The organism is Paramicrobacterium chengjingii, assembly GCF_011751765.2.
Lineage (GTDB): Bacteria > Actinomycetota > Actinomycetes > Actinomycetales > Microbacteriaceae > Paramicrobacterium > Paramicrobacterium chengjingii.
In genome coordinates this window covers 1,959,499-1,984,487 of the sequence record NZ_CP061169.1, presented here as the reverse complement: position 1 = coordinate 1,984,487, position 24,989 = coordinate 1,959,499, and the positions used below count along the sequence as shown (strand labels likewise).

At 60.7% G+C, this 24,989-nt stretch carries 25 protein-coding genes and 1 pseudogene; 23 read left to right on the top strand and 3 right to left on the bottom strand.

The genetic code is table 11. The features are described from left to right. The first annotated feature begins 4 nt into the window (after window positions 1-4). From recA to dapF, 5 genes and pseudogenes are all read left to right on the top strand, one after another. Window positions 5-1,047 (top strand): annotated as a pseudogene (recA, locus tag HCR76_RS09685) (recombinase RecA). A 101-nt stretch (window positions 1,048-1,148) separates the two neighbouring features. Further along, the gene (locus HCR76_RS09680; RefSeq protein WP_166992871.1) at window positions 1,149-1,661 is read left to right on the top strand and encodes a regulatory protein RecX; all 513 of its coding nucleotides are present in this window, start codon (window positions 1,149-1,151) and stop codon (window positions 1,659-1,661) included. Between the two features lie 66 nt (window positions 1,662-1,727). Beyond that, the gene (gene miaB, locus HCR76_RS09675) at window positions 1,728-3,302 is read left to right on the top strand and encodes a tRNA (N6-isopentenyl adenosine(37)-C2)-methylthiotransferase MiaB (RefSeq protein WP_166992874.1); all 1,575 of its coding nucleotides are present in this window, start codon (window positions 1,728-1,730) and stop codon (window positions 3,300-3,302) included. Beyond that, window positions 3,299-4,237: a tRNA (adenosine(37)-N6)-dimethylallyltransferase MiaA gene (gene miaA / locus HCR76_RS09670; protein ID WP_166992984.1), complete on the top strand. Its 939-nt coding sequence runs from the start codon at window positions 3,299-3,301 to the stop codon at window positions 4,235-4,237. Before miaB ends, miaA begins: the two co-directional genes overlap by 4 nt. 15 nt (window positions 4,238-4,252) lie before the next feature. After that, window positions 4,253-5,128, top strand: coding sequence for a diaminopimelate epimerase (dapF, locus tag HCR76_RS09665; RefSeq protein WP_166992987.1), 876 nt, complete (start codon window positions 4,253-4,255; stop codon window positions 5,126-5,128). A 5-nt stretch (window positions 5,129-5,133) separates the two neighbouring features. Here dapF and HCR76_RS09660 read toward each other — a convergent pair whose 3' ends face one another. Next, entirely contained in the window at window positions 5,134-5,775 is a 642-nt protein-coding gene (locus HCR76_RS09660; protein ID WP_166992877.1) for a class I SAM-dependent methyltransferase, read from the bottom strand. Window positions 5,776-5,820: 45 nt separating this feature from the next. Here HCR76_RS09660 and hflX point away from each other — a divergent pair, with 45 nt between their 5' ends. After that, the gene (hflX, locus tag HCR76_RS09655; protein ID WP_166992880.1) at window positions 5,821-7,323 is read left to right on the top strand and encodes a GTPase HflX; all 1,503 of its coding nucleotides are present in this window, start codon (window positions 5,821-5,823) and stop codon (window positions 7,321-7,323) included. 3 nt (window positions 7,324-7,326) lie between these two features. Here the strand turns inward: hflX and lexA are convergent, their stop codons facing one another. Beyond that, window positions 7,327-7,998, bottom strand: coding sequence for a transcriptional repressor LexA (gene lexA / locus HCR76_RS09650; RefSeq protein ID WP_166992883.1), 672 nt, complete (start codon window positions 7,996-7,998; stop codon window positions 7,327-7,329). A 252-nt stretch (window positions 7,999-8,250) separates the two neighbouring features. On the opposite strand from lexA, the gene HCR76_RS09645 reads away from it, so the two are divergent. Genes HCR76_RS09645 through HCR76_RS09620 form a run of 6 tightly spaced genes read left to right on the top strand, consistent with a single transcriptional unit; the run spans window position 8,251 to window position 12,491 of the window. After that, entirely contained in the window at window positions 8,251-8,595 is a 345-nt protein-coding gene (locus HCR76_RS09645) for a LysM peptidoglycan-binding domain-containing protein (RefSeq protein WP_166992886.1), read from the top strand. Between the two features lie 17 nt (window positions 8,596-8,612). Then, window positions 8,613-9,689 carry a histidinol-phosphate transaminase gene (locus tag HCR76_RS09640; RefSeq protein ID WP_166992889.1) on the top strand — a complete coding sequence of 359 codons (1,077 nt, stop codon included), beginning with the start codon at window positions 8,613-8,615 and terminating at the stop codon, window positions 9,687-9,689. Between the two features lie 2 nt (window positions 9,690-9,691). Further along, window positions 9,692-10,297: an imidazoleglycerol-phosphate dehydratase HisB gene (gene hisB, locus HCR76_RS09635; RefSeq protein WP_166992892.1), complete on the top strand. Its 606-nt coding sequence runs from the start codon at window positions 9,692-9,694 to the stop codon at window positions 10,295-10,297. After that, window positions 10,294-10,935, top strand: coding sequence for an imidazole glycerol phosphate synthase subunit HisH (gene hisH / locus HCR76_RS09630; RefSeq protein ID WP_166992895.1), 642 nt, complete (start codon window positions 10,294-10,296; stop codon window positions 10,933-10,935). The genes hisB and hisH overlap by 4 nt, the downstream gene beginning before the upstream one ends. Window positions 10,936-10,987: 52 nt before the next feature. Further along, window positions 10,988-11,734, top strand: coding sequence for a bifunctional 1-(5-phosphoribosyl)-5-((5-phosphoribosylamino)methylideneamino)imidazole-4-carboxamide isomerase/phosphoribosylanthranilate isomerase PriA (priA, locus tag HCR76_RS09625; RefSeq protein ID WP_166992898.1), 747 nt, complete (start codon window positions 10,988-10,990; stop codon window positions 11,732-11,734). After that, complete coding sequence (locus HCR76_RS09620; RefSeq protein WP_166992901.1) at window positions 11,718-12,491, top strand: SseB family protein; 774 nt, start codon at window positions 11,718-11,720, stop codon at window positions 12,489-12,491. The genes priA and HCR76_RS09620 overlap by 17 nt, the downstream gene beginning before the upstream one ends. Here the strand turns inward: HCR76_RS09620 and HCR76_RS09615 are convergent. Next, the gene (locus HCR76_RS09615; RefSeq protein ID WP_235934339.1) at window positions 12,488-12,811 is read right to left on the bottom strand and encodes a DUF1844 domain-containing protein; all 324 of its coding nucleotides are present in this window, start codon (window positions 12,809-12,811) and stop codon (window positions 12,488-12,490) included. The two genes, HCR76_RS09620 and HCR76_RS09615, sit on opposite strands and share 4 nt — an antisense overlap. Before the next feature lie 292 nt (window positions 12,812-13,103). On the opposite strand from HCR76_RS09615, the gene infC reads away from it, so the two are divergent. The 11 genes from infC to HCR76_RS09560 all read left to right on the top strand — a co-directional run bounded on the left by infC (window position 13,104) and on the right by HCR76_RS09560 (window position 24,788). Next, window positions 13,104-13,688, top strand: coding sequence for a translation initiation factor IF-3 (gene infC / locus HCR76_RS09610; protein ID WP_166982101.1), 585 nt, complete (start codon window positions 13,104-13,106; stop codon window positions 13,686-13,688). Continuing rightward, a complete protein-coding gene (rpmI, locus tag HCR76_RS09605) occupies window positions 13,681-13,875 on the top strand; it encodes a 50S ribosomal protein L35 (protein WP_166992907.1) in 195 nt (64 codons plus the stop codon). The genes infC and rpmI overlap by 8 nt, the downstream gene beginning before the upstream one ends. Before the next feature lie 28 nt (window positions 13,876-13,903). Next, a complete protein-coding gene (gene rplT, locus HCR76_RS09600) occupies window positions 13,904-14,296 on the top strand; it encodes a 50S ribosomal protein L20 (RefSeq protein ID WP_166992910.1) in 393 nt (130 codons plus the stop codon). A gap of 79 nt (window positions 14,297-14,375) precedes the next feature. After that, window positions 14,376-15,197: a TrmH family RNA methyltransferase gene (locus HCR76_RS09595; protein ID WP_166992913.1), complete on the top strand. Its 822-nt coding sequence runs from the start codon at window positions 14,376-14,378 to the stop codon at window positions 15,195-15,197. Between the two features lie 143 nt (window positions 15,198-15,340). Next, a complete protein-coding gene (locus HCR76_RS09590; protein ID WP_166992990.1) occupies window positions 15,341-16,090 on the top strand; it encodes an amino acid ABC transporter ATP-binding protein in 750 nt (249 codons plus the stop codon). A 50-nt stretch (window positions 16,091-16,140) separates the two neighbouring features. Continuing rightward, complete coding sequence (locus tag HCR76_RS09585) at window positions 16,141-17,034, top strand: glutamate ABC transporter substrate-binding protein (protein WP_198248203.1); 894 nt, start codon at window positions 16,141-16,143, stop codon at window positions 17,032-17,034. 74 nt (window positions 17,035-17,108) lie between these two features. Then, on the top strand, window positions 17,109-17,756 hold the full coding sequence (locus tag HCR76_RS09580; protein ID WP_166992919.1) for an amino acid ABC transporter permease: 648 nt from the start codon (window positions 17,109-17,111) through the stop codon (window positions 17,754-17,756). After that, a complete protein-coding gene (locus HCR76_RS09575; protein ID WP_166992922.1) occupies window positions 17,753-18,640 on the top strand; it encodes an amino acid ABC transporter permease in 888 nt (295 codons plus the stop codon). The genes HCR76_RS09580 and HCR76_RS09575 overlap by 4 nt, the downstream gene beginning before the upstream one ends. A 48-nt stretch (window positions 18,641-18,688) precedes the next feature. Then, entirely contained in the window at window positions 18,689-19,729 is a 1,041-nt protein-coding gene (gene pheS / locus HCR76_RS09570; RefSeq protein WP_166992925.1) for a phenylalanine--tRNA ligase subunit alpha, read from the top strand. A gap of 2 nt (window positions 19,730-19,731) precedes the next feature. Continuing rightward, window positions 19,732-22,251 (top strand): phenylalanine--tRNA ligase subunit beta, encoded by a 2,520-nt coding sequence (gene pheT / locus HCR76_RS09565; RefSeq protein WP_166992928.1) that lies wholly within the window; start codon window positions 19,732-19,734, stop codon window positions 22,249-22,251. A gap of 26 nt (window positions 22,252-22,277) precedes the next feature. Then, window positions 22,278-24,788, top strand: a complete 2,511-nt coding sequence (locus tag HCR76_RS09560; protein WP_166992993.1) for a DEAD/DEAH box helicase — start codon at window positions 22,278-22,280, stop codon at window positions 24,786-24,788. The last annotated feature ends 201 nt before the right edge of the window (window positions 24,789-24,989 follow it).

The window sequence follows — 24,989 nt, the reverse complement described above, 5'->3', positions numbered from 1 at the left end:
GAACATGGCAGCTTCAGCAGATCGTGAGAAGTCACTGGAAACAGCTCTCGCGCAAATCGATCGTCAATTCGGAAAAGGCTCAGTGATGCGTCTGGGAAGCGATGAGCGTGCACCCGTGTCGGTGATTCCCACAGGGTCGGTCGCGCTTGACGTCGCTTTGGGTGTCGGTGGGCTCCCGCGGGGGCGCATCGTTGAGATCTACGGTCCAGAGTCCAGCGGTAAGACAACACTGACTCTGCACGCGATCGCGAACGCCCAGGCGGCCGGCGGAATCGCCGCGTTCGTCGATGCAGAACATGCGCTCGATCCTGACTACGCGCAGAAGCTCGGGGTCGACATTGACGCGCTTCTCGTCTCGCAGCCCGACACCGGTGAGCAGGCTCTCGAGATTGCCGACATGCTTGTGCGCTCCGGCGCAATCGACCTCGTGGTGATCGACTCTGTTGCCGCGCTTGTTCCGCGGGCCGAGATCGAAGGCGAAATGGGCGACTCTCACGTCGGGCTGCAGGCGCGACTGATGTCGCAGGCTCTCAGAAAGCTCACCGGTGGCCTCAACCAGACCGGAACGACAATGATCTTCATCAACCAGCTGCGCGAGAAGATCGGCGTCTTCTTCGGTAGCCCAGAGACCACTGCCGGTGGTAAAGCTCTGAAGTTCTACGCATCGGTTCGCCTGGACATTCGTCGTATTGAGACACTCAAAGACGGCGGCGACGCCGTCGGCAATCGCACGCGAGTCAAAGTTGTCAAGAACAAGATGGCACCGCCGTTCAAGCAGGCAGAATTCGACATCCTCTATGGAACCGGAATCTCGAGGAAGGCAGCCTGATTGACTTCGGTGTCGAGCATCAGATCGTCAAGAAATCCGGTGCGTGGTACACCTACGAGGGTGACCAACTAGGGCAGGGCAAGGAGAATGCCCGCACGTTCCTGCGGAACAATCCCGATATTGCCGCGGAGATCGAGGCGCGCATCCGGAGCAAGCTCGGACTCGATGCTTCTGACGCTGAAGACTCCGACGAGCTTGCGGCACGTCGAGGGGCCTGATCCTGGTGGTGACGTTCCGACCAACAGCGGACGACCGCAGTGGAGTGGCGCCGGTGACGGATCTTTCCCGTCACCGGCGCGACACCGGACGTGAGGAGCCCGTGAGCAACATCAGCCCCGAGACCGAAGCGCCCACACAGGACGAACTGGAGGCTGCTGTCGTCAGAGCACTGGGGCGACGCGGCCTGACAGAGAAAGAAGTCGGTCAGCGCGTACGGGAGAAGGGCGGCGACGACGCACAGGCGAACGCCGTTCTCGAGCGCATGCGTGACCTGGGCTACGTCGACGACGCGCGCGTCGCGGAAGAGATGGTTCACCGTCTCTCCGAATCGCGGGGGAAGAGCAGAGCGATCGTCGCGCGTGAGATGTCGGCGCGGGGGATCAGCCGAGAAGTCGTGGACGCTGCACTCGATGACATCTCCGATGACCGTGAGCAGACACAGGCGATCGAACTGGCTCTCAAACGAGGCGCCCAGCTTCACTCGCTCGATGATGCGACGTTTGACAGGCGCTTAACCGGATACCTTGCCCGTCGTGGCTACTCAGGGTCAATTGTGCGCGAGGCAGTGGCTTCCGCGCGGGCAGAGCGCCGCAGCAACGTACGGTTCCTGTAAGTAGCCGTGGTCTCGATCGACAGTGATTCTGCGCCCGCAGGACGACGGACGTAAACTAGGGGCATCATGAGCACCTTGACCGAACGCCCGACCGAGATCCAGCGCTCCGACGCCGCATTCCGCGCCGATGGAAGTCCGCGTACCTACGAAGTTCGAACTTTCGGCTGTCAGATGAACGTGCACGATTCGGAACGCCTCAGCGGGTCGCTCCAGGCTGCTGGCTACCAGAAGGCAGATGGCACAGCTCCCGACATTGTCGTGATCAATACCTGTGCGGTGCGTGAAAACGCAGACAACAAGCTTTATGGCAACCTTGGACATCTAGCTTCCGTCAAGCGCCGCCACGAAGGCATGCAGATTGCCGTCGGCGGATGCCTCGCACAGAAGGATAAGAACGTCATACTCGAGAAGGCGCCATGGGTCGACGTTGTATTCGGCACACACAACATGGGGGCACTTCCACGACTTCTTGAGCGAGCTCGTCATAATCACGAGGCGCAGATCGAGATTCTCGACGCACTGGAGACCTTCCCCTCGACGCTTCCGGCGAAGCGCGACTCGAGTTATTCAGGATGGGTATCAATCTCCGTTGGCTGCAATAACACCTGCACGTTCTGCATTGTGCCGTCGCTCAGGGGCAAGGAAAAAGATCGTCGGCCGGGCCAGATTCTGTCTGAGATTCAGACTTTGGTCGATGACGGTGCCGTTGAAGTGACGCTGCTCGGTCAGAACGTCAATTCCTACGGAGTCGAGTTCGGAGACCGACAGGCGTTCAGCAAACTTCTTCGCGCGGCCGGACAGATTGAGGGACTTGAGCGCATCCGTTTCACGAGCCCGCACCCTGCCGCTTTTACGGATGACGTGATCGACGCGATGGCCGAGACCCCAAACGTCATGCCGCAGCTTCACATGCCTCTCCAGTCCGGCTCTGACCGCATTCTCAAGTCAATGCGTCGCTCATACCGAAGCAAGAAGTTTCTTGGAATCCTCGAGCGGGTTCGAGAGAGAATTCCACACGCGGCGATCTCGACCGACATTATCGTCGGCTTCCCCGGTGAGACAGAAGAAGACTTCGCCGACACGCTGCGCGTCGTTGAAGAGTCTCGCTTCGCGACGGCGTTCACGTTCCAATACTCGGTACGTCCAGGGACTCCCGCCGCCACCATGGACAACCAGGTTCCCAAAGCTGTTGTTCAAGAGCGTTACGAGCGGCTGCTCGCTCTGCAAGAGCGCATCAGCCTCGAAGAGAACCGATCGTTGATCGGAACTGAGGTGGAGTTGCTTGTCGCCGTCGGAGAAGGAAAGAAGGACGCCGCGACGCATCGACTCACCGGACGCGCCCGTGACTCGCGTCTCGTGCATTTCCAGGTGCCAGACGGCAGCGAGCTTCCGCGCCCAGGCGACATGGTGACCGTCACAGTGACGAACGCTGCGCCGTTTCATTTGCTCGCGGATTCCGCAGACGGTGCTTCATTGCGTATTCGGCGCACGCGCGCCGGTGACGCATGGGACCGTGACCAGGCGGAATCGTGCGGTGTTCCGGCAACGGGAAGCCGGCCTGCCGGGTCAGTATCACTCGGCATGCCGTCGTTGCGTGCAGCGACGACGCCGATTTACGACCCTGCGGATGGTCAGCGCTGAACTCCCCACCGGTCATCGTCATCGTCGGCGCGACAGGAACAGGTAAGTCCGATCTGTCGCTCGACGTGGCTGAGGCGCTCGCGCACCGTGGGCAACCCGCTGAGATCATTAACGCCGACGCAATGCAGCTGTATCGGGGCATGGATATCGGTACAGCGAAGGTGGCGGTAGGCGAGCGTCGCGGCATCCCGCACCACATGCTCGATGTACTTGACATCACCGAAGATGCATCGGTCGCCGCATATCAACGCGAGACACGAAGCATCATTGTGGGGCTGAGGGACCGCGGCATCGTTCCGATCCTTGTTGGTGGTTCGGGGCTATACGTGTCCAGCGTGATCTATCCGTTCGACTTTCCCGGAACCGATGCTCTCGTTCGCAGCCGTCTCGAGCGTGAGCTCGCTTCAGAAGGCATCGGGGCTCTTGCACAACGACTCTTTGCGCTCGATGAATCCGTGGCGCGACGGATTGGGGCGACAAACGCACGTCGAATTGTTCGCGCTCTCGAAGTTGCTGAGCTCACCGGTGACCCGTCACGCGGCGTGCTCCCGGATGATCCGGAAGCGGTGTTTCCCAGCATCCTGCTCGGCCTGAACACGCCACGAGAGAAGCTCGTCTCCCGCTTGGACACACGAGTCATCACAATGTGGAACAACGGCCTCGTCGACGAGGTGCGAAGCCTTCTGCAGAACGGACTGGAACGTTCGACAACGGCTGGCCGAGCGATCGGCTACGCGCAGGCGGCCTCTCAGATCGCCGGAGAGCTCAGCGCAGACGATGCGATCTCACTCACCCAGCAGCTCACACGCCGCTTCGCGCGACGTCAAGTCAGCTGGTTCAAGCGTTACCAGCATGTGACGTGGCTCGATGCCGACTCGGCGTCGCTCCTTGACGATGCAACCCGCGTTGTCAGCGGATGCCGGACCGGCCTCTAGACTTGTGGCATGGCGATGACCCTCCAGTTCACCAAAGGCCACGGCACGGGTAATGACTTCATCCTCTACTCGGATCCGGCGGGAGAATACCCGCTCGCTCCCGAGCAGATTCGTGCTCTCTGCGATCGGCATACTGGTATCGGCGCCGATGGCGTCATCAGAGCCGTGCGTTCCGTGGCCCTTCCCGATGGCGAGGCGGCGATCGCCGAAGACTCCAGCGCTGAATGGTTCATGGACTACCTCAATGCAGACGGAACTCCTGCGGAGATGTGCGGAAACGGAATCAGGGTGTTCGCACGGTACCTGATCGCGAATGGACTCCTGACTCTGGAGGTCGGAGAGACTGTGGCCATCGGGACCCGAGCCGGCGTTCGCGACGTTCAGCGCTCGGCCGACGGATTCCACGTTGATCTCGGCCGGTGGATGCTGGAAGATGGCGATCCGCTCGTGCGAGTCAAGCAATTGAAGGTCGCTCGCCCTGGCCAGGGCATCAACGTCGGAAATCCTCATATCGTGGTGGCACTCGCCGATCTCGACGAACTGGCTGACGCGGATCTCACCTATGTTCCCCAGGTGGAGCCGGTACCAGAACTCGGAGCGAACGTCGAGCTTGTCGTGCCGCGAGACCCGTTGGTCAAGGACGGCATCGGTCGCATCAGTATGCGCGTGCACGAACGGGGCGTGGGTGAGACACTGTCCTGCGGAACTGGCGTCGCGGCGTCTGCCCTCGCAACACGACACTGGGCCGGCTCAAACGCGCCGAACAATTGGCGGGTCGACGTTCCTGGCGGCACACTCGGAGTTCGCATGTTCGCTGCGGAAGACGGCGAGCACGTCGGTCTATCCGGCGCCGCAGAGCTTGTTTACACGGGAACGATCGAGTTGGCCTGAGCGAACTACTCCACTACGTCGATCGGTTCGGTTGAACCCGTGTGGCGACGGGTTCGCAGTACGCGATAGCCTTTGCTGGATGCCGCACGAGACACGCTGAACTCGTCGTTCAGCTCGTCGCGAAGCCATCGTTGCAAGCTGTCAGAACCCAGGTTTCTCTGCACGACAAAATGCCCGTCTGAGCCGGGCACAAGGCGCGGAATCCAGTGCTGCAGCATGTTGTGAAGTTCGTTCTTGCCCACACGAATCGGCGGATTCGACCAGATGGCGCGAAACCGTACCTCATCGGGAATCTCCTGCGGCAGGACGGCGCGCACACCCGTGAGTCCTAATGTCTTCGCATTGCTGCGAACACGGTCTAGTGCGCGCTCGTTCACGTCTACCGCCCACACAGTGGCGTCAGGGGAGAGCAGGCCAAGGGTCAACGCTATCGGCCCCCAACCGCAGCCGAGATCAAGCAGGTGCCCGCACGCGGGGGGAGGAGGTGTATTGCTCAGAAGGACACGGGTTCCGAGATCGATGCGGTCGGGGCTGAAGATGCCATTCGCCGACGTAAGGCTGTGCTGAGCACCCGCCAGTTCGACGGTGATGCTCTTGATGGTGAGCTCGCTCTCAGGCGTGCCCGAAAAATAATGATCGCCGGTCATAGTTAGGTACGCTATCGCAGGCTCCCGACACTAGTGTTAAGGGCAATGGCTGATACAGAGAATCACGACACTGACGACGGCGTTCTTGACCGCATCCTCGCGAGCGGAGAAGCGCGCGCCTTTTCCGTGTTCGGGCGAGCTCAGGCGCTGCATGGCGATGCGACGGACTCGAACTCGGACGGCGAGCAGCTGGAGCGTGAAGAACGCCGTGCCCTTCGCCGTGTCGGAGGACTCTCCACCGAGCTCGACGACGTCACAGAGGTCGAGTACCGGCAGCTGCGACTAGAGAATGTGGTGTTGATCGGTGTGTACCCTCAGGGGTCTGTCGATGAGGCTGAGAACTCTCTTCGCGAACTCTCGGCCTTGGCCGAGACGGCCGGAGCCGTTGTACTCGATGGCCTGCTGCAACGACGTCCCCATCCCGATCCGAGCACGTACCTCGGGCGGGGAAAGGCGGAAGAGCTGCGGGATATCGTCCGCACGCTGAATGCCGACACGGTGATCGCCGATACCGAACTTGCTCCGAGTCAGCGACGTGCGCTTGAAGATGTCGTCAAGGTGAAGGTGATCGACAGGACCGCAGTCATTCTCGACATCTTCAGTCAGCACGCTCAGAGCCGGGAGGGTAAAGCACAAGTCGAGCTCGCGCAGTTGGAATACTTGCTCCCCCGACTGCGCGGCTGGGGTGAGTCGATGAGTCGTCAGGCGGGCGGCCAGGTTGGTGGTGCCGGCGCGGGGATGGGTTCTCGAGGACCGGGAGAGACAAAGATCGAGCTCGATCGGCGTCGCATTCACACACGTATGGCGAGGCTCCGCAAGCAGATCAAGGCGTTTGCACCAGCGAGAGAGGCGAAACGGGCCAATCGCTCACGATTTGCCGTACCGTCAGTCGCTATCGTCGGCTACACGAACGCCGGTAAGTCGAGCCTTCTCAACCGAGTAACGCAGGCAGGCGTGCTGGTGGAAAATGCACTCTTCGCCACATTGGACTCGACGACAAGGCGCACTCGTACGGAAGACGGTCGGGAGTTCACGTTCTCCGACACTGTCGGGTTCGTCCGGAACCTTCCGCACCAACTCGTCGAGGCCTTCCGATCAACACTCGAAGAGGTGTCGTATGCGGATCTCGTTGTTCACGTCGTCGACGCAGCACACCCGGATCCGGCATCACAGATAACCACGGTCCACGACGTGATCGGAGACGTGGGCGCAAGGGACATTCCCGAGATCATCGTCTTCAACAAGGCAGACCTGATCGACGACGACCAGCGGCTACTGCTGAGGGGCCTCGCTCCCAACGCTGTGTTTGCGTCCGCTCGAACAGGCGATGGAATCGCAGAGCTTCTCAAGGAGATCGAGAGGATGCTGCCGCATCCACCCGTTGACGTAGCACTGCTCGTGCCCTACGACCGCGGAGACATCATTTCGATGCTTCACCGTCGCGGCGAGGTCACGAACATTGACTACCGCGACGACGGCACATATGTTGAGGCGTCAGTTTCGGAAGAAATCGCCGCTCAGGTTACCGAATTTGCCGTCAGTACCTGATTCTCAGATAGAACGCAGAACGGCGACTACCTTGCCGAGGATCTCTGCGTGATCGCCGAGAATCGGCTCGTATGCCGTGTTGCGAGGGAGTAGCCAGGTGTGGCCGTCGCGCTGGCGAAAGACTTTCACCGTGGCCTCTTCGTCGAGCATCGCAGCCACAATGTCCCCGTTCTCCGCGGTGGCCTGCTGGCGCACGACAACCCAGTCGCCGTCGCAGATAGCCGCGTCGATCATTGACTCGCCCTTTACGTGAAGCATGAACAGCTCGCCCTTGCCGACGAGCTGACGGGGTAGCGGAAATACCTCCTCGACCTGCTGCTCGGCAGTGATCGGGACGCCTGCGGCGATATTGCCGACGAGCGGAACCATGGTGGCGTCTCCGACGGGCCGTGAGGTCTCGCCGACGTCGGCGGTTTGAGGAAGGTCGATGAGCACCTCAAGGGCGCGCGGGCGATTCGGGTCACGACGCAGGTAGCCGCTCAACTCGAGCTGGTTCAGCTGATGCGTGACGCTCGAGAGAGAGGCGAGCCCCACGGCGTCACCGATTTCTCGCATGCTCGGCGGATAGCCGTTCTGCGAAACAGTGCGTTGGATGAACTCGAGAATCGCCCGTTGTTTGTCGCTCAGGTTCTTGCGGCGACGGGTGCGCGTCTTCTTCGTCGATTCCTGTGCCATCGCTCTGCTCCTGTCTCCTCACGAGCCCCAATGTCAGTGGCTCGTGGTGATGTGTTCCTTGTGTTCGAAACTGTATCCGCTTCGGCGGGTCGAGGCAAACATCTATTCGAGTGTGTCGTAAAAGTTCTTCGACGACAACCGAAAAAGATGCTTGACAGTTCGAACAGTCGAAGATAGGTTCGGAACACAAGTTCGTTTCGGCCCCCACCGGCCTGAGGGCCGAAACGAACTCGTCAACGAAGGAGCAGAACGATGACCACCCAGCAGACCAACGCAGCCCCTCGGCTTCGTCTCACCGCTCGAGGGCGCGCGGTTCTTACGGGAATCGCCTCGATTCCCCTGGTTTTCGGCATCGCCTTCGGAGCCGTGCACGCCAGCTCTGCGGTCGCAGCCGACACCTCATCGACGGAGACATTCGAATACGTGACCGTGTCGACCGGGGAATCGCTGTGGATGTTGGCCGAACGTATTGCGCCCGATCATGATCCGCGTGAGGTCGTTGCTGAGATCGTCGATCTCAACCAGCTCGATACCTCGTCTGTGGCCGCAGGGGAGAGAATCGCGATCCCGTCACAGTACGAAGAAGCGGTTCGGTAACCCCATACGATGGAGGGGTGACCACACTTGATGATCTCCCCCTTCGCGATGACCTGCGCGGACGATCTCCGTACGGCGCCCCCCAGGCACCAGTTCCCGTTGCTCTGAACGTCAACGAGAACACACATGGAATTCCCGAGGTCGTCGCCCACGATATCGTGGGATCCGTCGCGGCCTCGATCATGGGACTGAACCGCTATCCGGATCGTGAGTTCAGCGAACTGCGTCGGGACTTCGCAGCGTATCTTGGCCACGGGCTACGGGAAGAGAATATCTGGGCAGCAAACGGCTCCAACGAGGTGCTGCAACAGATCCTTCTGGCTTTTGGTGGGCCGGGACGAACATTTCTCGGGTTCACTCCGACGTATTCGATGTACCCGCTGCTGGCCACGGGAACGAGCACGCGGTGGATTGGACGCAATCGGCAGGACGACTTCGAGCTGTCAGCAGACTACGTATCGCGAGTAATCGGGGAAGAATCGCCCGACATCGTTGTGCTCTGTTCTCCGAACAATCCGACGGGCACGCCGCTCACTCTCGACACGGTTCGTGCTGCCTACGAAGCATCACCAGGCATTGTGATCGTCGATGAGGCGTATGCGGAGTTTTCTGATCCCGGTACGCCGAGCGCGCTTGAACTACTCCCCGGTCGGTCGCGACTAATCGTCTCACGCACAATGAGCAAGGCTTTCGCCTTTGCCGGCGCACGAGTCGGCTATCTTGCCGCTGATCCGGCGATTGCTGATGCGCTGCGGCTCGTGCGGCTTCCCTATCACCTTTCGGCTTTGACCCAAGCTGCCGCACGCGCCGCATTGAGACACTCGGATGCGATGCTTGCCGTAGTCGACGACATCAGAACGCAGCGTAACCGCATTTCGCGGCAGCTTGCCGCGCTTGGTTATCGGCCCTACAGGTCGGGGAGCAACTTCGTGTTTTTCGGCGGTGTCGACGATACCCACGCGACGTTCCGTCGGCTGTTCGATCGCGGCATCCTCATTAGAGACGTCGGCATTGACGGGCACATGCGCGTGACCGCCGGAACAGAAACCGAGACGACGGCGTTCCTCGACGCGATGGCCGCACTACGATCATGAGTATGACTTCTTCACGTGTCGCACGAATTCAACGCGAAACTAGCGAGTCGTCCATCGATCTGCACATCGATTTGGATGGTTCGGGCACCAGCGACGTCTCGACGTCCGTGCCCTTCTTCGATCACCTGCTGACAGCATTCGCCAAACATTCGCTCATTGATCTCACCGTGAGCGCAACGGGCGATACCCACATCGATGTTCACCACACGGTCGAAGACATCGGCATCGCGCTCGGCCTGGCCATCAGAGAGGCTCTCGGCACAAAGGAAGGGATCTCTCGTTACGGTGACGCGCTGGTTCCTCTGGACGAAGCGCTTGCGCAGGCGGTCGTGGATATCTCGGGTCGCCCGTATCTGGTGCACACCGGAGAACCGGAAGGATTTGAGTTTCACCTGATTGGCGGACACTTCACGGGTTCGATGGTCCGACACGTTTTCGAGGCGATTGCGCTCAACGCGGCCCTGACTGTTCACGTTGAGGTGAAGGGCGGCCGAGACCCGCATCACATTGCTGAGGCGGAGTTCAAGGCATTCGCTCGCGCATTCCGGCAGGCTAAATCGGTGGATCCACTGGTGTCGGGGATCCCCTCGACCAAGGGAGCGCTGTGAGCGCACCCCGCGTCGTGGTCTTCGACTATGGTTCGGGAAACGTCCATTCGGCCGTGAAGGCTCTTGAAGCCGCGGGCGCCGATGTTCGACTCACGGGAAGCAAACGCGAGGCATGTGATGCGGATGGGCTTCTCGTGCCCGGAGTCGGAGCATTCAGCGCCGTTGTTGATCAGCTGCGCTCGTCCGGTGCCGACGAGGTCATCGACCGGCGGCTTGCCGGCGGACGTCCCGTGATGGGCATCTGCGTCGGAATGCAGGTGATGTTCGAATCTGGCGTGGAACGCGGCTTTGATTCAGAAGGCCTTGCGCAATGGCCCGGCGTCATCGAGAAACTTGTCGCACCTGTGCTGCCACACATGGGGTGGAACACCGTGGATGCCCCGGCCGAGTCTGTGCTCTTTGCTGGCGTTGAGTCTGAGAGATTCTATTTCGTGCATTCCAACGCCGCGCGTTCGTGGCCGCTCGATCGAACGGGCCCTTTTGCCGCTCCGCAGGTGACCTGGTCGCAACACGGCGAACGATTTGTCGCGGCGGTCGAAAACGGCCCGCTCTGGGCCACTCAATTTCACCCAGAAAAATCGGGGGAGCCCGGCATCCGTCTGCTGTCGAATTGGGTAGACTCCCTGACTGATCACTAACATAGGGTTCTCGTGTCAAACCGGCACACGCAACGCTCTACAAAGGATGGAAATGCGCGAGTTCAATCAGGCACCGGCGCTCGAGTTGCTGCCGGCTGTTGACGTTGCCGACGGCAAAGCTGTGCGGCTCACTCAAGGCGAGGCCGGGAGCGAGACGAACTACGGCGACCCCGTTGACGCCGCCGAGGCCTGGGTTGATGCCGGTGCCGAGTGGATTCACCTTGTCGACCTCGACGCGGCGTTTGGCCGTGGTAACAACGCCTCTGTGATTAGACGTGTGATCAAGAGCGTGCGCGGTGTGAACGTCGAGCTGTCCGGAGGAATCCGGGACGATGACACTCTTGACGCGGCCTTGGCCAGCGGTGCGAAGAGAATCAACCTCGGTACGGCTGCCCTCGAGAATCCCGAGTGGGCTGCGAATGTCATCGGTCAGTACGGCGAGGCGATTGCCGTCGGTCTCGACGTGAGAGGAACCACACTCGCCGCACGAGGATGGACGCGGGACGGGGGCGACTTATGGCACGTGCTCGAGAGGCTTGAAGAAGCCGGATGCGCACGTTATGTCGTCACCGACGTGACGAAGGATGGCACGTTGAAGGGCCCGAATATCGAGTTGCTCACCGACGTGCTGAATCACACGGAGCGTCCGGTCGTCGCGTCGGGAGGCATTTCAAACCTCGACGATATCGCCGCGCTCCGAGAGCTTGTATCGCTCGGTCTGGAGGGAGCGATTGTCGGAAAGGCGCTGTACGCTGGCGCCTTCACACTGGCAGAGGCGCTGGATGTCGCATCCGACTGACAAGGCAGATTCCGCAGGTCAGCCTTGGGAAGGGCGCAGCTTTCGCCCGAATGAGCGAGCGGCTGACGATGGTTCGGCGCCGGTCGGGCTGATACAGGCAATCGAGGCATTTCAGCGCGGCGACGATGACGGACGCCGAGTGGTCGCTGAATTCGCTGTCAGCCGTCTCCTCATTCCCCTCGTTGCTCGGGCGGGTGAACACGGACTAACCGATGACGGGCTCGTGGTCGACAAGACTCAAGAGCTGTCGATCATCACGGTCGGTGGTCCAGACGGCCGTAATGTGATGCCCGTGTTCTCGTCGGTAGACGCAATGCGCTCCTGGAACCCTGAGGCGCGTCCCGTGCCCTCTGAAGGAGTTCGCGTCGCTCTCGCCGCGGCGGAAGAGCGCACCGATCTCGTCGTTCTCGATCCGACGACGGACACCGAGTTTGTCATTCGTCGCCCGGCGCTCTGGAGCGTCGCGCAGTCTCAGAGTTGGATTCCAAGCTTCGCAGACCCTGAGGTGATTGCGGCGTTCGAAAGATCGACGAGTGCCGATCCGCGCATAACCGCCATTAGTGTGAAAGCGGGGGACCCGACCGCTCGACTGATCGCAGCCGAGACGATCGTGACAATCTCATTGGTGCCGGGGTTGACTCGGCAAGACCTTGACAGCGTGGTGTCGACGTTGAGCTCGCAGTGGGCCGCAGACAGCGTGATCGCAGATCGCGTTGATTCGCTGAAGGTCGCGATCGCAACCGGACGGGCGGATTAGGCCACAGGGCCAGTCCATTTCTCGCCTGGGCCAGCTCCAGGAGCATCCGGAATAGACGAGGCCTCGCGGAAGGCAAGCTGCAACGTGCGAAGGCCGTCGCGGAGGCTGCGGGCGTGCATATCGCTAATCTCAGGGGCGCCCGCCGTGATCAAGCCGGCAAGAGCATTAATGAGCTTGCGCGCTTCGTCAAGGTCTGTCTGCGAATCGGCGTCATCAGCCAACCCACATTTGACGGCGGCTGCGCTCATCAGATGAACGGCTGTCGTTGTGATCACCTCGACGGCGCCAACCTCGGCGATGTCCCGTGTCACCTCATTCAACGCTTCGTCGAAATCGTTAACGCGGTTCTCTTCGTTGTCGGTCGTGTTCACACTTTTCCTCTGGTAGGCTATTGCAGTCCATGGGATGTATCCCAAGGCGAAAGTGGAGAAACTCCCACCCGCGCTTGACCGCTATCAAGGTTACCGGGTTGTTGCACTCCGCCGGGTCGCGCAGCGTCTCGGTAGATAGGGTGCGGTGCAAGACGCTGTCGTGCACATGTGACTCCTCTCTCGTCATGTACCGGTATCCGCCGGCACAGAGACAAGGCAAATCAGATCAGAGGAGTTCCGCATCAGCGATCCCCGTACCAATGACCGTATCCGGGTTCCGGAGGTTAGACTCGTTGGCCCAAGCGGCGAGCAGGTAGGCGTCGTCAAGCTCGACGTCGCGCTTCGCCTTGCTCAGGAGGCTGACCTCGATCTCGTTGAGGTCGCCCCCAATTCGAAGCCCCCCGTGGCGAAGATTATGGACTACGGCAAGTTCAAGTACGAGGCTGCGCAGAAGGCCAAGGAGGCTCGGCGCAACCAGGCGAACACCGTGCTCAAAGAGGTGCGGTTCCGACTCAAGATCGATGCCCACGATTACGAAACAAAGCGTAAGCGCGCTGAGGGCTTCCTCAAGGGCGGCGACAAGGTCAAAGCAATGATCTTGTTCCGCGGCCGTGAGCAGTCCCGACCAGAGATGGGCGTTCGCTTGCTCCAGAAATTTGCCGACGATGTTGCGGAGTTTGGAACCGTAGAGTCCAACCCGAAGATCGACGGTAGAAATATGGTCATGGTCATCGGACCTCTGAAGAACAAGTCAGAGGCGAAGGCTGAGGCCAACGCACAACGTGCTGCCAAGAAAGCGGCTAAGCAGGAGGAAAAGAATGCCTAAGCAGAAGACCCACTCAGGGGCCAAGAAGCGCTTCAAGGTAACCGGAAGCGGCAAGATCATGAAGCAGCAGGCTGGTATGCGCCACAACCTTGAGGTGAAGGCATCGAAGCGCAAGCGTCGCCTGAACCAGGATCAGGTGATGGCGTCGGCCGACACAAAGATGGCCAAGAAGCTTCTCGGACGCTGAGCCGAAGACCCGTTAGGAAGATAGAGAAATGGCAAGAGTAAAGAGGGCCGTCAACGCCCACAAAAAGCGTCGGGTCATCCTTGAGCGCGCTGAGGGATACCGCGGACAGCGTTCACGCCTTTACCGTAAGGCGAAGGAGCAGGTCACCCACTCGTTCGTCTACTCGTATGGTGATCGGCGCAAGCGCAAGAACGACTTCCGTCGACTCTGGATTCAGCGAATCAACGCGGCGTCGCGCGCGAATGGCCTCACGTACAACCGCTTCATCCAGGGTCTCGGCCTTGCCGGTGTCGAGGTCGATCGTCGCATGCTCGCTGAACTCGCCGTGAATGAGCCCTCCGCATTCACCGCGCTTGTTGACGCTGCGAAGAAGGCGCTTCCCGCCGACACATCCGCTCCGAAGTCGGATGAGGCTGCGTAGCACTCACCATTTCGTTCACGATGGCGGGCTCCCCTCGGGTGCCCGCCATCGTCGGTTAACCGCCCCGTAGACTGAGGGGGTGATCGAAAATCCACGCTCGGGTCGTGTTAAGGCGGTAGCAAAACTCTCACGGCGTCAAACACGCCAAGAGACCGGACTGTTTCTCCTGGAAGGACCGCAGGCTGTCTCGGAAGCTCTCGCCTGGCGTCCGGAACTCGTCGAAGAGCTCTATGTCACGCCGACCGCAGCGCAGAAACACAGCGAGATCATCGTTGCCGCGCGTGAGTCGAACCTCGATGCGGAATTCGTCACCGAAGACGTGCTTGATGCCATGACAGACACGGTCACCCCGCAGGGCATTGCTGCTGTGTGCCGCCAGCACCCCACGTCGTTGAGGGGCATCATCGCGGGAGCACCACGCCTTGTCGCGGTTCTGGAGGAAGTACGTGACCCTGGGAATCTCGGAACCATCATCAGAGCCGCTGATGCGGCTGGAGCAGACGCGGTCGTGCTGACGGGACGTACGGTCGATCCATTCAACGCCAAAGTGGTCCGCTCGACCACAGGCTCGCTCTTCCACGTTCCATTCTCTGTCGGGCTGGAACTCGCCACAGTGCTGAAGCAGTTGCGCACAGCCGGACTCACTCTTCTCGCAGCGGACGTCAAGGGGAGAGACCTCCTCGACTATCGTGAGAGCGGAGCGCTCACGCAGCCGACCGCGTGGCTCTTCGGCAACGAAGCGAGAGGACTCACCGACGAGGATCTTCAGCTCGCCGATGGTGCCGTCTGCGTCCCCATTTATGGCAAGGCCGAATCGATGAACCTCGCAACGGCGGCGTCCGTGTGCCTCTATGAATCAGCGTTCGCGCAGGCAGCATCCGATAAGAGCCCGGGTCGTTAAGTTACGAATCCGTAACGGGCAGGATTCCGCACCCGCGAATAGGGGATGGGTCGCATAGCGTAAACCGTATGGAATCCAACGACCAGGCGGGGACGGCGAAAGATCGCGACTCCACGGCTTTCGAGACGACAAGCAATCCGATAATGGCTGCCACAGGGGAACCGCTTGTCGTCGTCGACCACGTTGAGAAGTACTACGGCGATTTTCACGCGCTGAAGGACATCAACCTCACTGTGAACAAGGGTGAAGTTGTCGTCGTGATCGGTCCGAGCGGTTCCGGAAAATCGACGTTGTGCCGCACGATCAACCGACTCGAGGTGATCAATGGGGGTGAAATTCGCATCGATGGGAAGAAACTCCCTGAAGAAGGCAAATCGCTTGCGGCTCTGCGGGCCGATGTCGGAATGGTATTCCAATCATTCAACCTGTTCGCCCACAAGACGATTCTTGAGAACGTCACGCTCGGTCCGACGCGAGTGCGCGGACAGAAGCGCGCCGAGGCGGAGAAGGCTGCCAAGGTGCTACTTGAACGTGTGGGTGTAGCGGTTCAGGCAGAGAAGATGCCCGCCCAGCTCTCCGGCGGGCAGCAGCAGCGTGTAGCCATCGCACGTGCCCTGGCGATGAAACCAAAGGTGATGCTTTTCGATGAGCCCACGAGTGCGCTCGACCCCGAGATGATCACTGAGGTTCTCGATGTCATGGTTCAGTTGGCAAGCGAGGGGATGACGATGGTCGTCGTCACGCATGAGATGGGTTTCGCCCGAAAAGCGGCAGACCGCGTCGTGTTCATGGCAGATGGCGAGATCGTCGAAGAGGCGGAGCCCGAAGAGTTCTTCACGAATCCGAAAACTGACCGGGCCAAGGACTTCCTGTCCAAATTGCTCACCCACTGAGCGGGCAGAAGAACGCAAGGAGCATTCGCTCCGAGATGAAAGGAAAGCAGATGCGTAAAGGAATGACGCTCTTCGCCGTCGCAGCGGCAGCGGCGCTGGTGCTCTCTGGCTGTGCGGGCGAGGAGCCGGGCGCGCCAGGCGGCGGAGGCGACGAAGACACATCGTCGCTTTGGGAAGTGAACGAGAACGTGGAGCTGGAAGGCAGCCCAACGTACGATGCAGCCAAGAAGGCTGGCGAGATCAAGATCGGCGTCAAGGAAGATCAGCCAGGGCTCGGATACAAGGATGCCGTCAGCGGTGAGCGCAGCGGATTCGACATCGATATCGCCCGTTGGATGGCCGCATCCCTCGGCTTCACTGAGAAGCAGATCACATTCGAGGCGATCCCGAGCGCGAACCGTGAGCAGGCGCTCGTGAACGGCGACATTGATCTCTATGTCGGCACCTATTCGATCACGGACAAGCGCAAGGAAATGATCGACTTCGCCGGCCCGTACTTCATCACCGGACAGGGTCTTCTGGTGTTGAAGGACAACGACGACATCAAGACTGAAGACGACCTCGCGGGTACCAAGGTGTGCTCGGCAACGGGTTCGACGCCGATTCAGAACATTCGCGATAACTACCCGGACGCGACGCCAGTTGAATTCGACGTGTACTCGCAGTGCATCGACGCGCTGAAGGATGGTTCGGTGGATGTCGTGACGACGGACCAGCTGATCCTCCTCGGCTATGCGGCCCAGGATCCGGATGCTCTCAAGGTTGTGGGAGAGCCCTTCACGACGGAGAACTACGGAATCGGCCTGCCCAAGGGCGATGACGCTCTGCGTCATTACCTCAACCAGGTGCTGACTGACGGATCAGACGTCTGGCAGGGCATCTACGATGCAACGCTTGGCGCAGCGGGCGTCAAGGCGGAACAGCCGTCGGTCGACGACTACTAAACCGATGAGGGGCCGGGCGGCATCGCCACCCGGCCCGGTCATCTGTCACACACACACCGAGCAGAGGGATCCACGTGGACGTCTTGCTGAACAACCTCGACCTCTTTGTCGTGGGGTTCCGAACCACGCTTGTACTGTTCGCCTGGTCGGCGGTCTTCGCGACGATTCTGGGACTTATCGTTGGCATGATGAGAGTGTCGCCGGTCCCGGTGATGCGCGGAGTCGGTACTGCCTACGTAAACTTCGTGCGCAATACGCCTCTGACTCTGATTTTCTTCTTCTTTGCCTTCGGGTACCCCAAACTTGAATTGCCGGAGTTCTCATACACGTGGCTCGCCATCATCGCGCTGAGTCTCTACACAGCGACATATATTGCTGAGGTGCTTCGCTCCGGGTTCAATACGGTCCCTCTCGGGCAAGCGGAGGCGGCACGTGCGATCGGACTTTCGTTCGTACCTACGATGACTCGCGTCATCATGCCTCAGGCGTTCCGGGCAGTGATTCCACCGTTCATGAGCGTATTAATCGCCCTCTTGAAGAACACGACGGTGGCCGCAGGCTTCGCCGTGCACGAAGCAGGCGCGATTCGGGCATATGCGTCGGAGCGAGGTGAGCCGGCGATGGTTGTTCTGCTGTGGGTGGCCTTCTTCTTCATCGTGCTGGTCATGATTCTCGCTTACATTCAACGACGACTCGAGAAACGATGGAAGGTGGCACGATGAGCACCGTGCTCTACGACGCCCCGGGCCCACGTGCTCGAATGCGAAACCGAGTTCTCGCCGTCATCACGGCGCTGATTGTGCTTGGCATTCTCGGATTCATTGTCTATCGCTTCATCATCTCCGGTCAGTTCACCGCCGAGAAGTGGGAGCTTTTCCGGTATACCGCGGTGTGGCGCGCGATCGGCGGTGCGACACTGACGACTCTTTCGGCATTTGCCGTCGCTGCAATCGGGAGCCTTGTGCTCGGGTTCATCCTCTCGGTCGGTCGGGTGTCGGCGCACGCCTGGATCCGTTGGCCAGTCACGGTGTTCACCGAGATTTTCCGTGCGATTCCCGTGCTGATCCTTATGCTGATCATGTACTACGGTCTTCCACCGCTCGGCTTTGACTTCATCACGCCGTACATCGCCGTCGTCACCGGTCTGATCCTCTACAACGGATCGGTGCTTGCCGAAGTCTTCAGATCGGGCATTGAATCGCTTCCGGGAGGGCAGTCCGAGGCAGGCTATGCGATCGGCATGCGCAAGACCGCAGTGATGACGATCATCATGTATCCGCAGGCGATTCGGGCGATGATGCCCGTGATCATCTCGCAGCTCGTCGTCGTGCTGAAAGATACAGCTCTTGGTTTCATCATCACCTTCCAGGAACTGCTGTATCTCGCGAAGTTCTACGGGAGCCAAGTCACGTACGACAGCCCCATCATCCCCTCGACAATCATCTTCGGCTCGATCTACATCGGTCTGTGTCTGTTGCTTGCCGGCCTTGCCAAGTGGGTTGAGTTGCGTTCGCGACACAGCAAGAAACTGCCGACCGATCCCACAACGCAAGAAAATTTCGGCGCAGCGGAAACCAAGGCAATCGCGACGCAGGCCAACGGCTAATCGAGGCGAAGAAAGAAACGGCGTTCCCTGCCGGTAGACTTGGGAATCGTGTCTGACGCTACCCCCATCACAGAAGAAGCAGTCGCATCTGCGGTCACGGCGGCACTCGCCGCCATCGAATCGGCAGAGACCTCGGCTGACCTGAAGAATGTCCGCTCTGAGCACACGGGCGAGTCCTCCGCTCTTGCCAAACTCAACGGCGAGCTTCGTAACGTTCCCAAAGAGAGCAAAGCGGAGCTCGGCAAGCTCGTAGGCCAAGCTCGAGGGCGCGTCAACGCTCAATTCGCGACCCGGCAGGAAGAGATCGCCGTCATCGAGAAGGCGGCGCAGCTGAAAGCAGAGGCGGTAGATGTCACCGCACTCGCATCTCGCTACACGCCGGGATCGAGGCATCCGCTCACCATGCTCCAAGATCGTGTGTCTGACATCTTCGTCGGTATGGGATGGGAGATCGCGGAGGGTCCCGAAGTCGAAAGCGAGTGGTACAACTTCGATGCGCTCAATTTCGACGCGGACCACCCAGCGCGAGCCATGCAAGACACCTTCTTCGTCGACCCCGCAGCGTCGCACCTCGTGCTGCGCACGCATACCTCGCCCGTGCAGGTGCGCTCATTGCTCGACCGGGAGCTGCCCGTGTACGTTCTCGCTCCGGGCCGCACGTATCGCACGGACGAGATCGATGCAACGCATACTCCTGTCTTCAGTCAATTCGAGGGCCTTGCCGTTGACAAGGGCCTGACCATGGCACACCTGCGCGGAACGCTCGAGCATTTCGCGCGCACCATGTTCGGTCCCGACGCTCAGATTCGATTGCGGCCGAGCTATTTCCCATTCACCGAGCCAAGCGCCGAGCTTGACCTGTGGCACCCGACCTTCACGGGCGGCGCCCGATGGATCGAGTGGGGCGGCTGTGGCATGGTGAATTCCAATGTGCTTCGCGCAGCGGGCATCGATCCCGAAGAGTACAGCGGGTTCGCATTCGGTATGGGAATCGAGCGCACGCTCATGTTCCGCAACGACATCCATGACATGCGTGAAATCGTCGAGGGAGACATCAGGTTCTCCCAGCAGTTCGGAATGGTGGTGTAGGAATGCGCGTACCACTGAGCTGGCTCGCCGAATATGTAGAGCTTCCAACCCGAGCGACGCCGGAGAGCGTCCAGGAGGCCCTCGTCAAGGTAGGCCTTGAAGAGGAAGACATCCACCGTGTCGAGCTGAGCGGACCCATCGTGGTCGGCCAAGTGCTGGAGTTCGTCGACGAGCCGCAGAAGAACGGCAAGGTGATTCGCTGGTGCCAGGTGCGCGTTGCCCCCGAGGGAACAGTGGCAGCTGATGGTGGGGAGGCCGTTCACGGAATCGTCTGCGGCGCTCACAACTTCGAGCCGGGTGACAAGGTCGTCGTCACGCTTCCGGGCTCCGTGCTGCCGGGGCCGTTCCCCATCGCCGCTCGAAAAACATACGGGCACGTCTCAGACGGAATGATCGCCTCGGCACGCGAGCTTGGCATTGGCGATGATCACGACGGCATCCTGACGTTGAAAACGCTTGGTCTCGACCCCGAGATCGGAACGGATGCTCTCACCCTGCTGGGCCTCGATGACACCGCCATCGAGATCAATGTCACGCCCGACCGCGGCTATGCGTTCTCGATGCGCGGAGTTGCCCGTGAGTACGCGCATTCAACAGGTGCCCGCTTCAGCGACCCGGCTGCACGTGACGTGCCGACGAGTCTGACCGGCGTTGATGTTCGGGTCGACGACCTGGCACCCATCAGAGGCAAAGTCGGCTGTTCCGTCTTCGTGACCCGAGTGGTCACCGGCGTTGACGCGGAAGCGCCCACTCCTCCGTGGATGGCGGCACGTCTGCGCCTTGCCGGCATCCGGTCGCTGTCGATTCTTGTCGACATCACCAACTACGTGATGCTCGAACTCGGGCAGCCGATCCACGGCTACGACCGTGATGCGCTCACCGGCGGCATTGTGGTGCGCCGGGCCCATGCGGGCGAGACGTTGACGACGCTCGACAATGTCGAGCGCGCGCTTCAGAACGAAGATCTTCTGATCACCGACGAGAGCGGCCCGATCGGGCTGGCCGGTGTGATGGGCGGCGACTCGACGGAGATGAATACGTCAACGAGCAACGTGCTCATCGAAGCGGCGAATTTCGACCCGGTGTCGATCGCCCGAACGGCCAGACGGCACAAGCTGCCGAGCGAGGCATCGAAGAGATTCGAGCGGGGAGTGGATCCGCACGTCGCTGCGGCAGCCGCAGACCGCGTTGTCGAGCTGATGGTGAAGCTCGCCGGTGGCAGTGCGTCCTCGGAGGGATCGTGGATCGACACGACGGTGGCGGCCACGCCAATATCGCTTCCGACCGGCTTCGCAGCATCCCTGATTGGCGTTAACTACACGGATGCTGAAGAACGCGGCGCGCTCACGGAGATCGGCTGTACTCTGGAAAATGCCGAGAATGGTCTTCTCGTGACGCCACCGACGTGGCGTCCTGATCTTACGGGCAAGGCCGACCTTGTCGAGGAGATTGCTCGGATTGTCGGCTATGACCGCATTCCGAGTGTGCTACCGGTTGCTCCTCCCGGACATGGGCTGACGCCAGCACAGGCGGCTCGGCGTGCCGTTGCTGGCGCTCTGGCATCTGCTGGCAGCACCGAAGTGCTGGCCTACCCGTTCGTCACAGCCGATTCGAATGCCCTGTTCGGCAGTGCAATTGACGAACCAACCCCGGCGATCACCCTCGCTAACGCAATGGACGCCGGCCGCGCCCAATTGCGCACGTCGCTGCTTCCGGGGCTTCTTGAGATTGCGCACCGCAATCTGTCGCGCGGACTCACGGACCAGTCGCTCAGTGAGATCGGCGTCGTCTTCCGTCCGTCACCGGGAGTGCAATATGGCTCCGCCACGCTTCCCTCGGGAACGGAGCGTCCGTCAGAAGGGGCTCTCGCGGCGCTCGATGACGGCATTCCGCCGCAGCCGCGGTACGTTGCTGTTCTCGAGCTGGGAAATGCCATAGCGAAGCAACCAGGGCAGCAGCCCGTTGCCGTTGGTGTGGCCGACGTTCTCGCGCGGGTTGCGCAGATCGGGCTCGCCGTCGGCGTGCACATCGACGTGGTGCAGGGCGCCCACAAGGCTCTGCACCCGGGACGCACCGCTGAGTTGCGCATCGGTGACGTGCCGATCGGCTTCGCCGGCGAACTGCTCCCGGACATTGCCGCCGAGCACGACCTTCCGCGAGTTGTTGCCGTGGCGGAGCTGAATCTGGATGCTGTGCTCGATGCCGCGCCAGAGGTCGTTCCGACTCACACCATCCTCACGCAACCCGCGGCAACGCAGGACCTGTCGCTTGTCGTTTCGTCGTACGTCGCGGCGGCTGACGTGCGCGAGGCTGTGCGTACCGGTGCCGGGGGTCTACTCGAGGACATTCGCCTTGTCGATGACTATCGTGGATCCGGCGTCGACGACGAGCAGAAGAGCCTCACGTTCGCGTTGCGCTTCCGGGCTTCCGATCGCACACTGACTGCAGCGGAAGCATCCGAGGCGAAGCTGGCCGGTGCTGAACGTGCCGGTGAGCTCTTCGGTGCGACGATCCGAGACTGACGGTGCACTCGTCGCTGCCCGACGGTATGGCAGAGGTTGGGCCGACTCAGCCCAACCTCGCCGTTCCGCCGTCAGCTGACCCGGATGTAATTCTCGAATCCTTTACTGAGTGGACGCTCGGGCTCGGCATTGAACTGTACCCTGCTCAAGAAGATGCGCTTCTCGAAGTGGTCAGCGGCAACAACCTGATTCTCTCGACGCCTACGGGCACCGGAAAGTCGCTCGTGGCCATCGGTGCTCACCTGCTTGCGCTCGCGCGTGGCGAACGCAGTGTCTATACGGCTCCAATCAAAGCCCTTGTGAGCGAAAAGTTCTTCGCCCTCGTTGAGACGTTCGGCGCAGAGAACGTGGGAATGATGACGGGTGACTCCAGCGTCAACCCGGACGCCCCCATTGTGTGCTGCACGGCCGAGGTGCTCGCCAACCTCGTACTGCGTCGTGGGTCGGGCATCGACATACGCCAGGTGGTGATGGACGAGTTTCATTACTACGGCGACCCCGAGCGCGGCTGGGCGTGGCAGGTGCCACTTCTCACACTTGAGCGCGCCCAGTTCGTTCTGATGTCGGCCACGCTCGGTGACGTCGCCGATCTCGCGCGCGATCTCACCCGCCGCACAAGCAGGGAGACCGGCCAGGTCACGGGAGTCGAGCGTCCCGTGCCACTCACCTACCACTATGAAACATCGCCCATCCACGAGACTGTCGACGAACTGCTGCACACAGACAGAGCGCCCGTATATGTCGTGCATTTCTCACAAGCACAGGCGATGGAACGTGCGCAAGCGATGACGAGCCAGAAGATTGTCTCGAAAGAGCAGAAGGCGCGCATCGCCGAACACATTGGTGATTTTCGCTTCACGACAGCATTCGGCAAGAGCCTCTCTCGTTTGGTGCGCGCGGGAATCGGTGTGCATCATGCCGGAATGCTCCCAAAGTACCGTCGGCTTGTCGAACAGCTCGCCCAAGCAGGCCTGCTTCCCGTCATTTGCGGAACCGATACCCTCGGCGTCGGAATTAACGTGCCGATCCGCACGGTTCTGTTCACGGCACTGACCAAATACGACGGCACAAGGATGCGCCAGCTCAACGCGCGTGAATTCCATCAGATCGCCGGGCGGGCGGGGCGCGCAGGCTTCGATACTGCCGGCACAGTGATCGTGCAGGCACCTGAGCACGAGACGCTGAACATCAAAGCCCTCGACAAGGCGGGCGACGATCCGAAAAAGCGGCGCAAGATTATTCGCAAGAAGGCCCCGGACGGATTCGTCTCATGGGGGAGAGGGTCACTTGACCGTCTCATCGTTGCCGAGCCCGAGACGCTGACAGGCCATATGCAGATGACGAGCGCCATTCTCATTAACGTGATCGCTCGTGGCGGCGATGTCTTCGAGAACGTTCGGCGTCTGGTGTTCGACAACCATGAGTCACCGGCGCGTCAGCGTGAGCTCGCACGTCGCGCTCTCAGCATCTACCGCACACTGAAGGATGCCGACATCGTCGAGGTTCGCGATGACAGCATCCGTCTCACTGTCGACCTGCCGGCGAACTTCGCGCTCAATCAGCCGTTGTCGCCGTTCGCCCTCGCTGCCTTCGAGCTGTGCGACCCGGAGTCCCCACGTTTCGCGCTCGACATCATCTCCATCATCGAGGCGACCCTCGACAACCCGCGTGCAGTGCTCAGCCAGCAGGCATTCATGGCGAAGGGCGAGGCCGTTGCCGAGATGAAAGCCGAGGGCATCGAATACGAGCAGCGCATGGAACTGCTCGAAGAGATCACCTGGCCGATGCCTCTCGCCGAGCTGCTTGAGCACACTTTCCAAACCTTTCGCGAGTCGCAGCCATGGATCGCAGATTTCGAGCTTGCCCCAAAATCGGTCGTGCGAGACATGTTCGAACGAGCAATGTCGTTCGCCGAGTTTGTGCGCTTCTACCAACTTGTTCGTACTGAGGGTGTCGTGCTCCGATATCTCAGCGATGCGTATCGAACGATCAGGCAGCTTGTGCCCGAGTCGCTCATGACCGAGGAGCTTGCCGACATTGTGGCTTGGCTCGGCGAACTCGTGCGCCAGGTCGATTCAAGCCTGTTCGACGAGTGGGACCAGCTCGTGAATCCGGATGCTGCTGCGCATCGGGCAGGCGCTGACGCAACTCCTCCGACTCCGTCACGGCTCACAACGCAGACACGTGCATTTCGCGTCCTGGTGCGGAACGAACTCTTCCGCCGGGTGCAGCTGGCAGCCCGCGAAGATTACGAGGCGTTGGAGGCATGTGATCCTGCTCGAGCCTTCACTGCTGACGACTGGCGTGCGAGCCTCGACGCCTACTTCGATGACCACGATGAGATTCTCACGGGATCCAACGCGCGCGGCCCGAAACTTCTGCTTGTCGACGAGGGAAAAGCATCGTGGTCTGTGCGACAGATTATTGATGACCCGGCCGGAGATCACGACTGGGGAATCTCTGCGACCGTTGATCTCGCGGCATCCGATGAGTCGGGTCAAGCCCAGGTAACCGTGACCGCCGTCGACAGACTCTGACCTCAAGTGGCGTCGACGGGGGACTCCAGGGTAATCTCGACGCATGATGTTGCTCGCTTGCCCCCTCGTCCGCGTCTCTGCGGTACGTGGCCTGCGTCGACGTCGGCGCGCCGTGCGAATCTCGGCGACGCCTGTCGTGCACCAGTGATCTGGGCGCGAGTGGGCGCCGCCGACACCAGAGCAGACCGCCCACTCAATAAG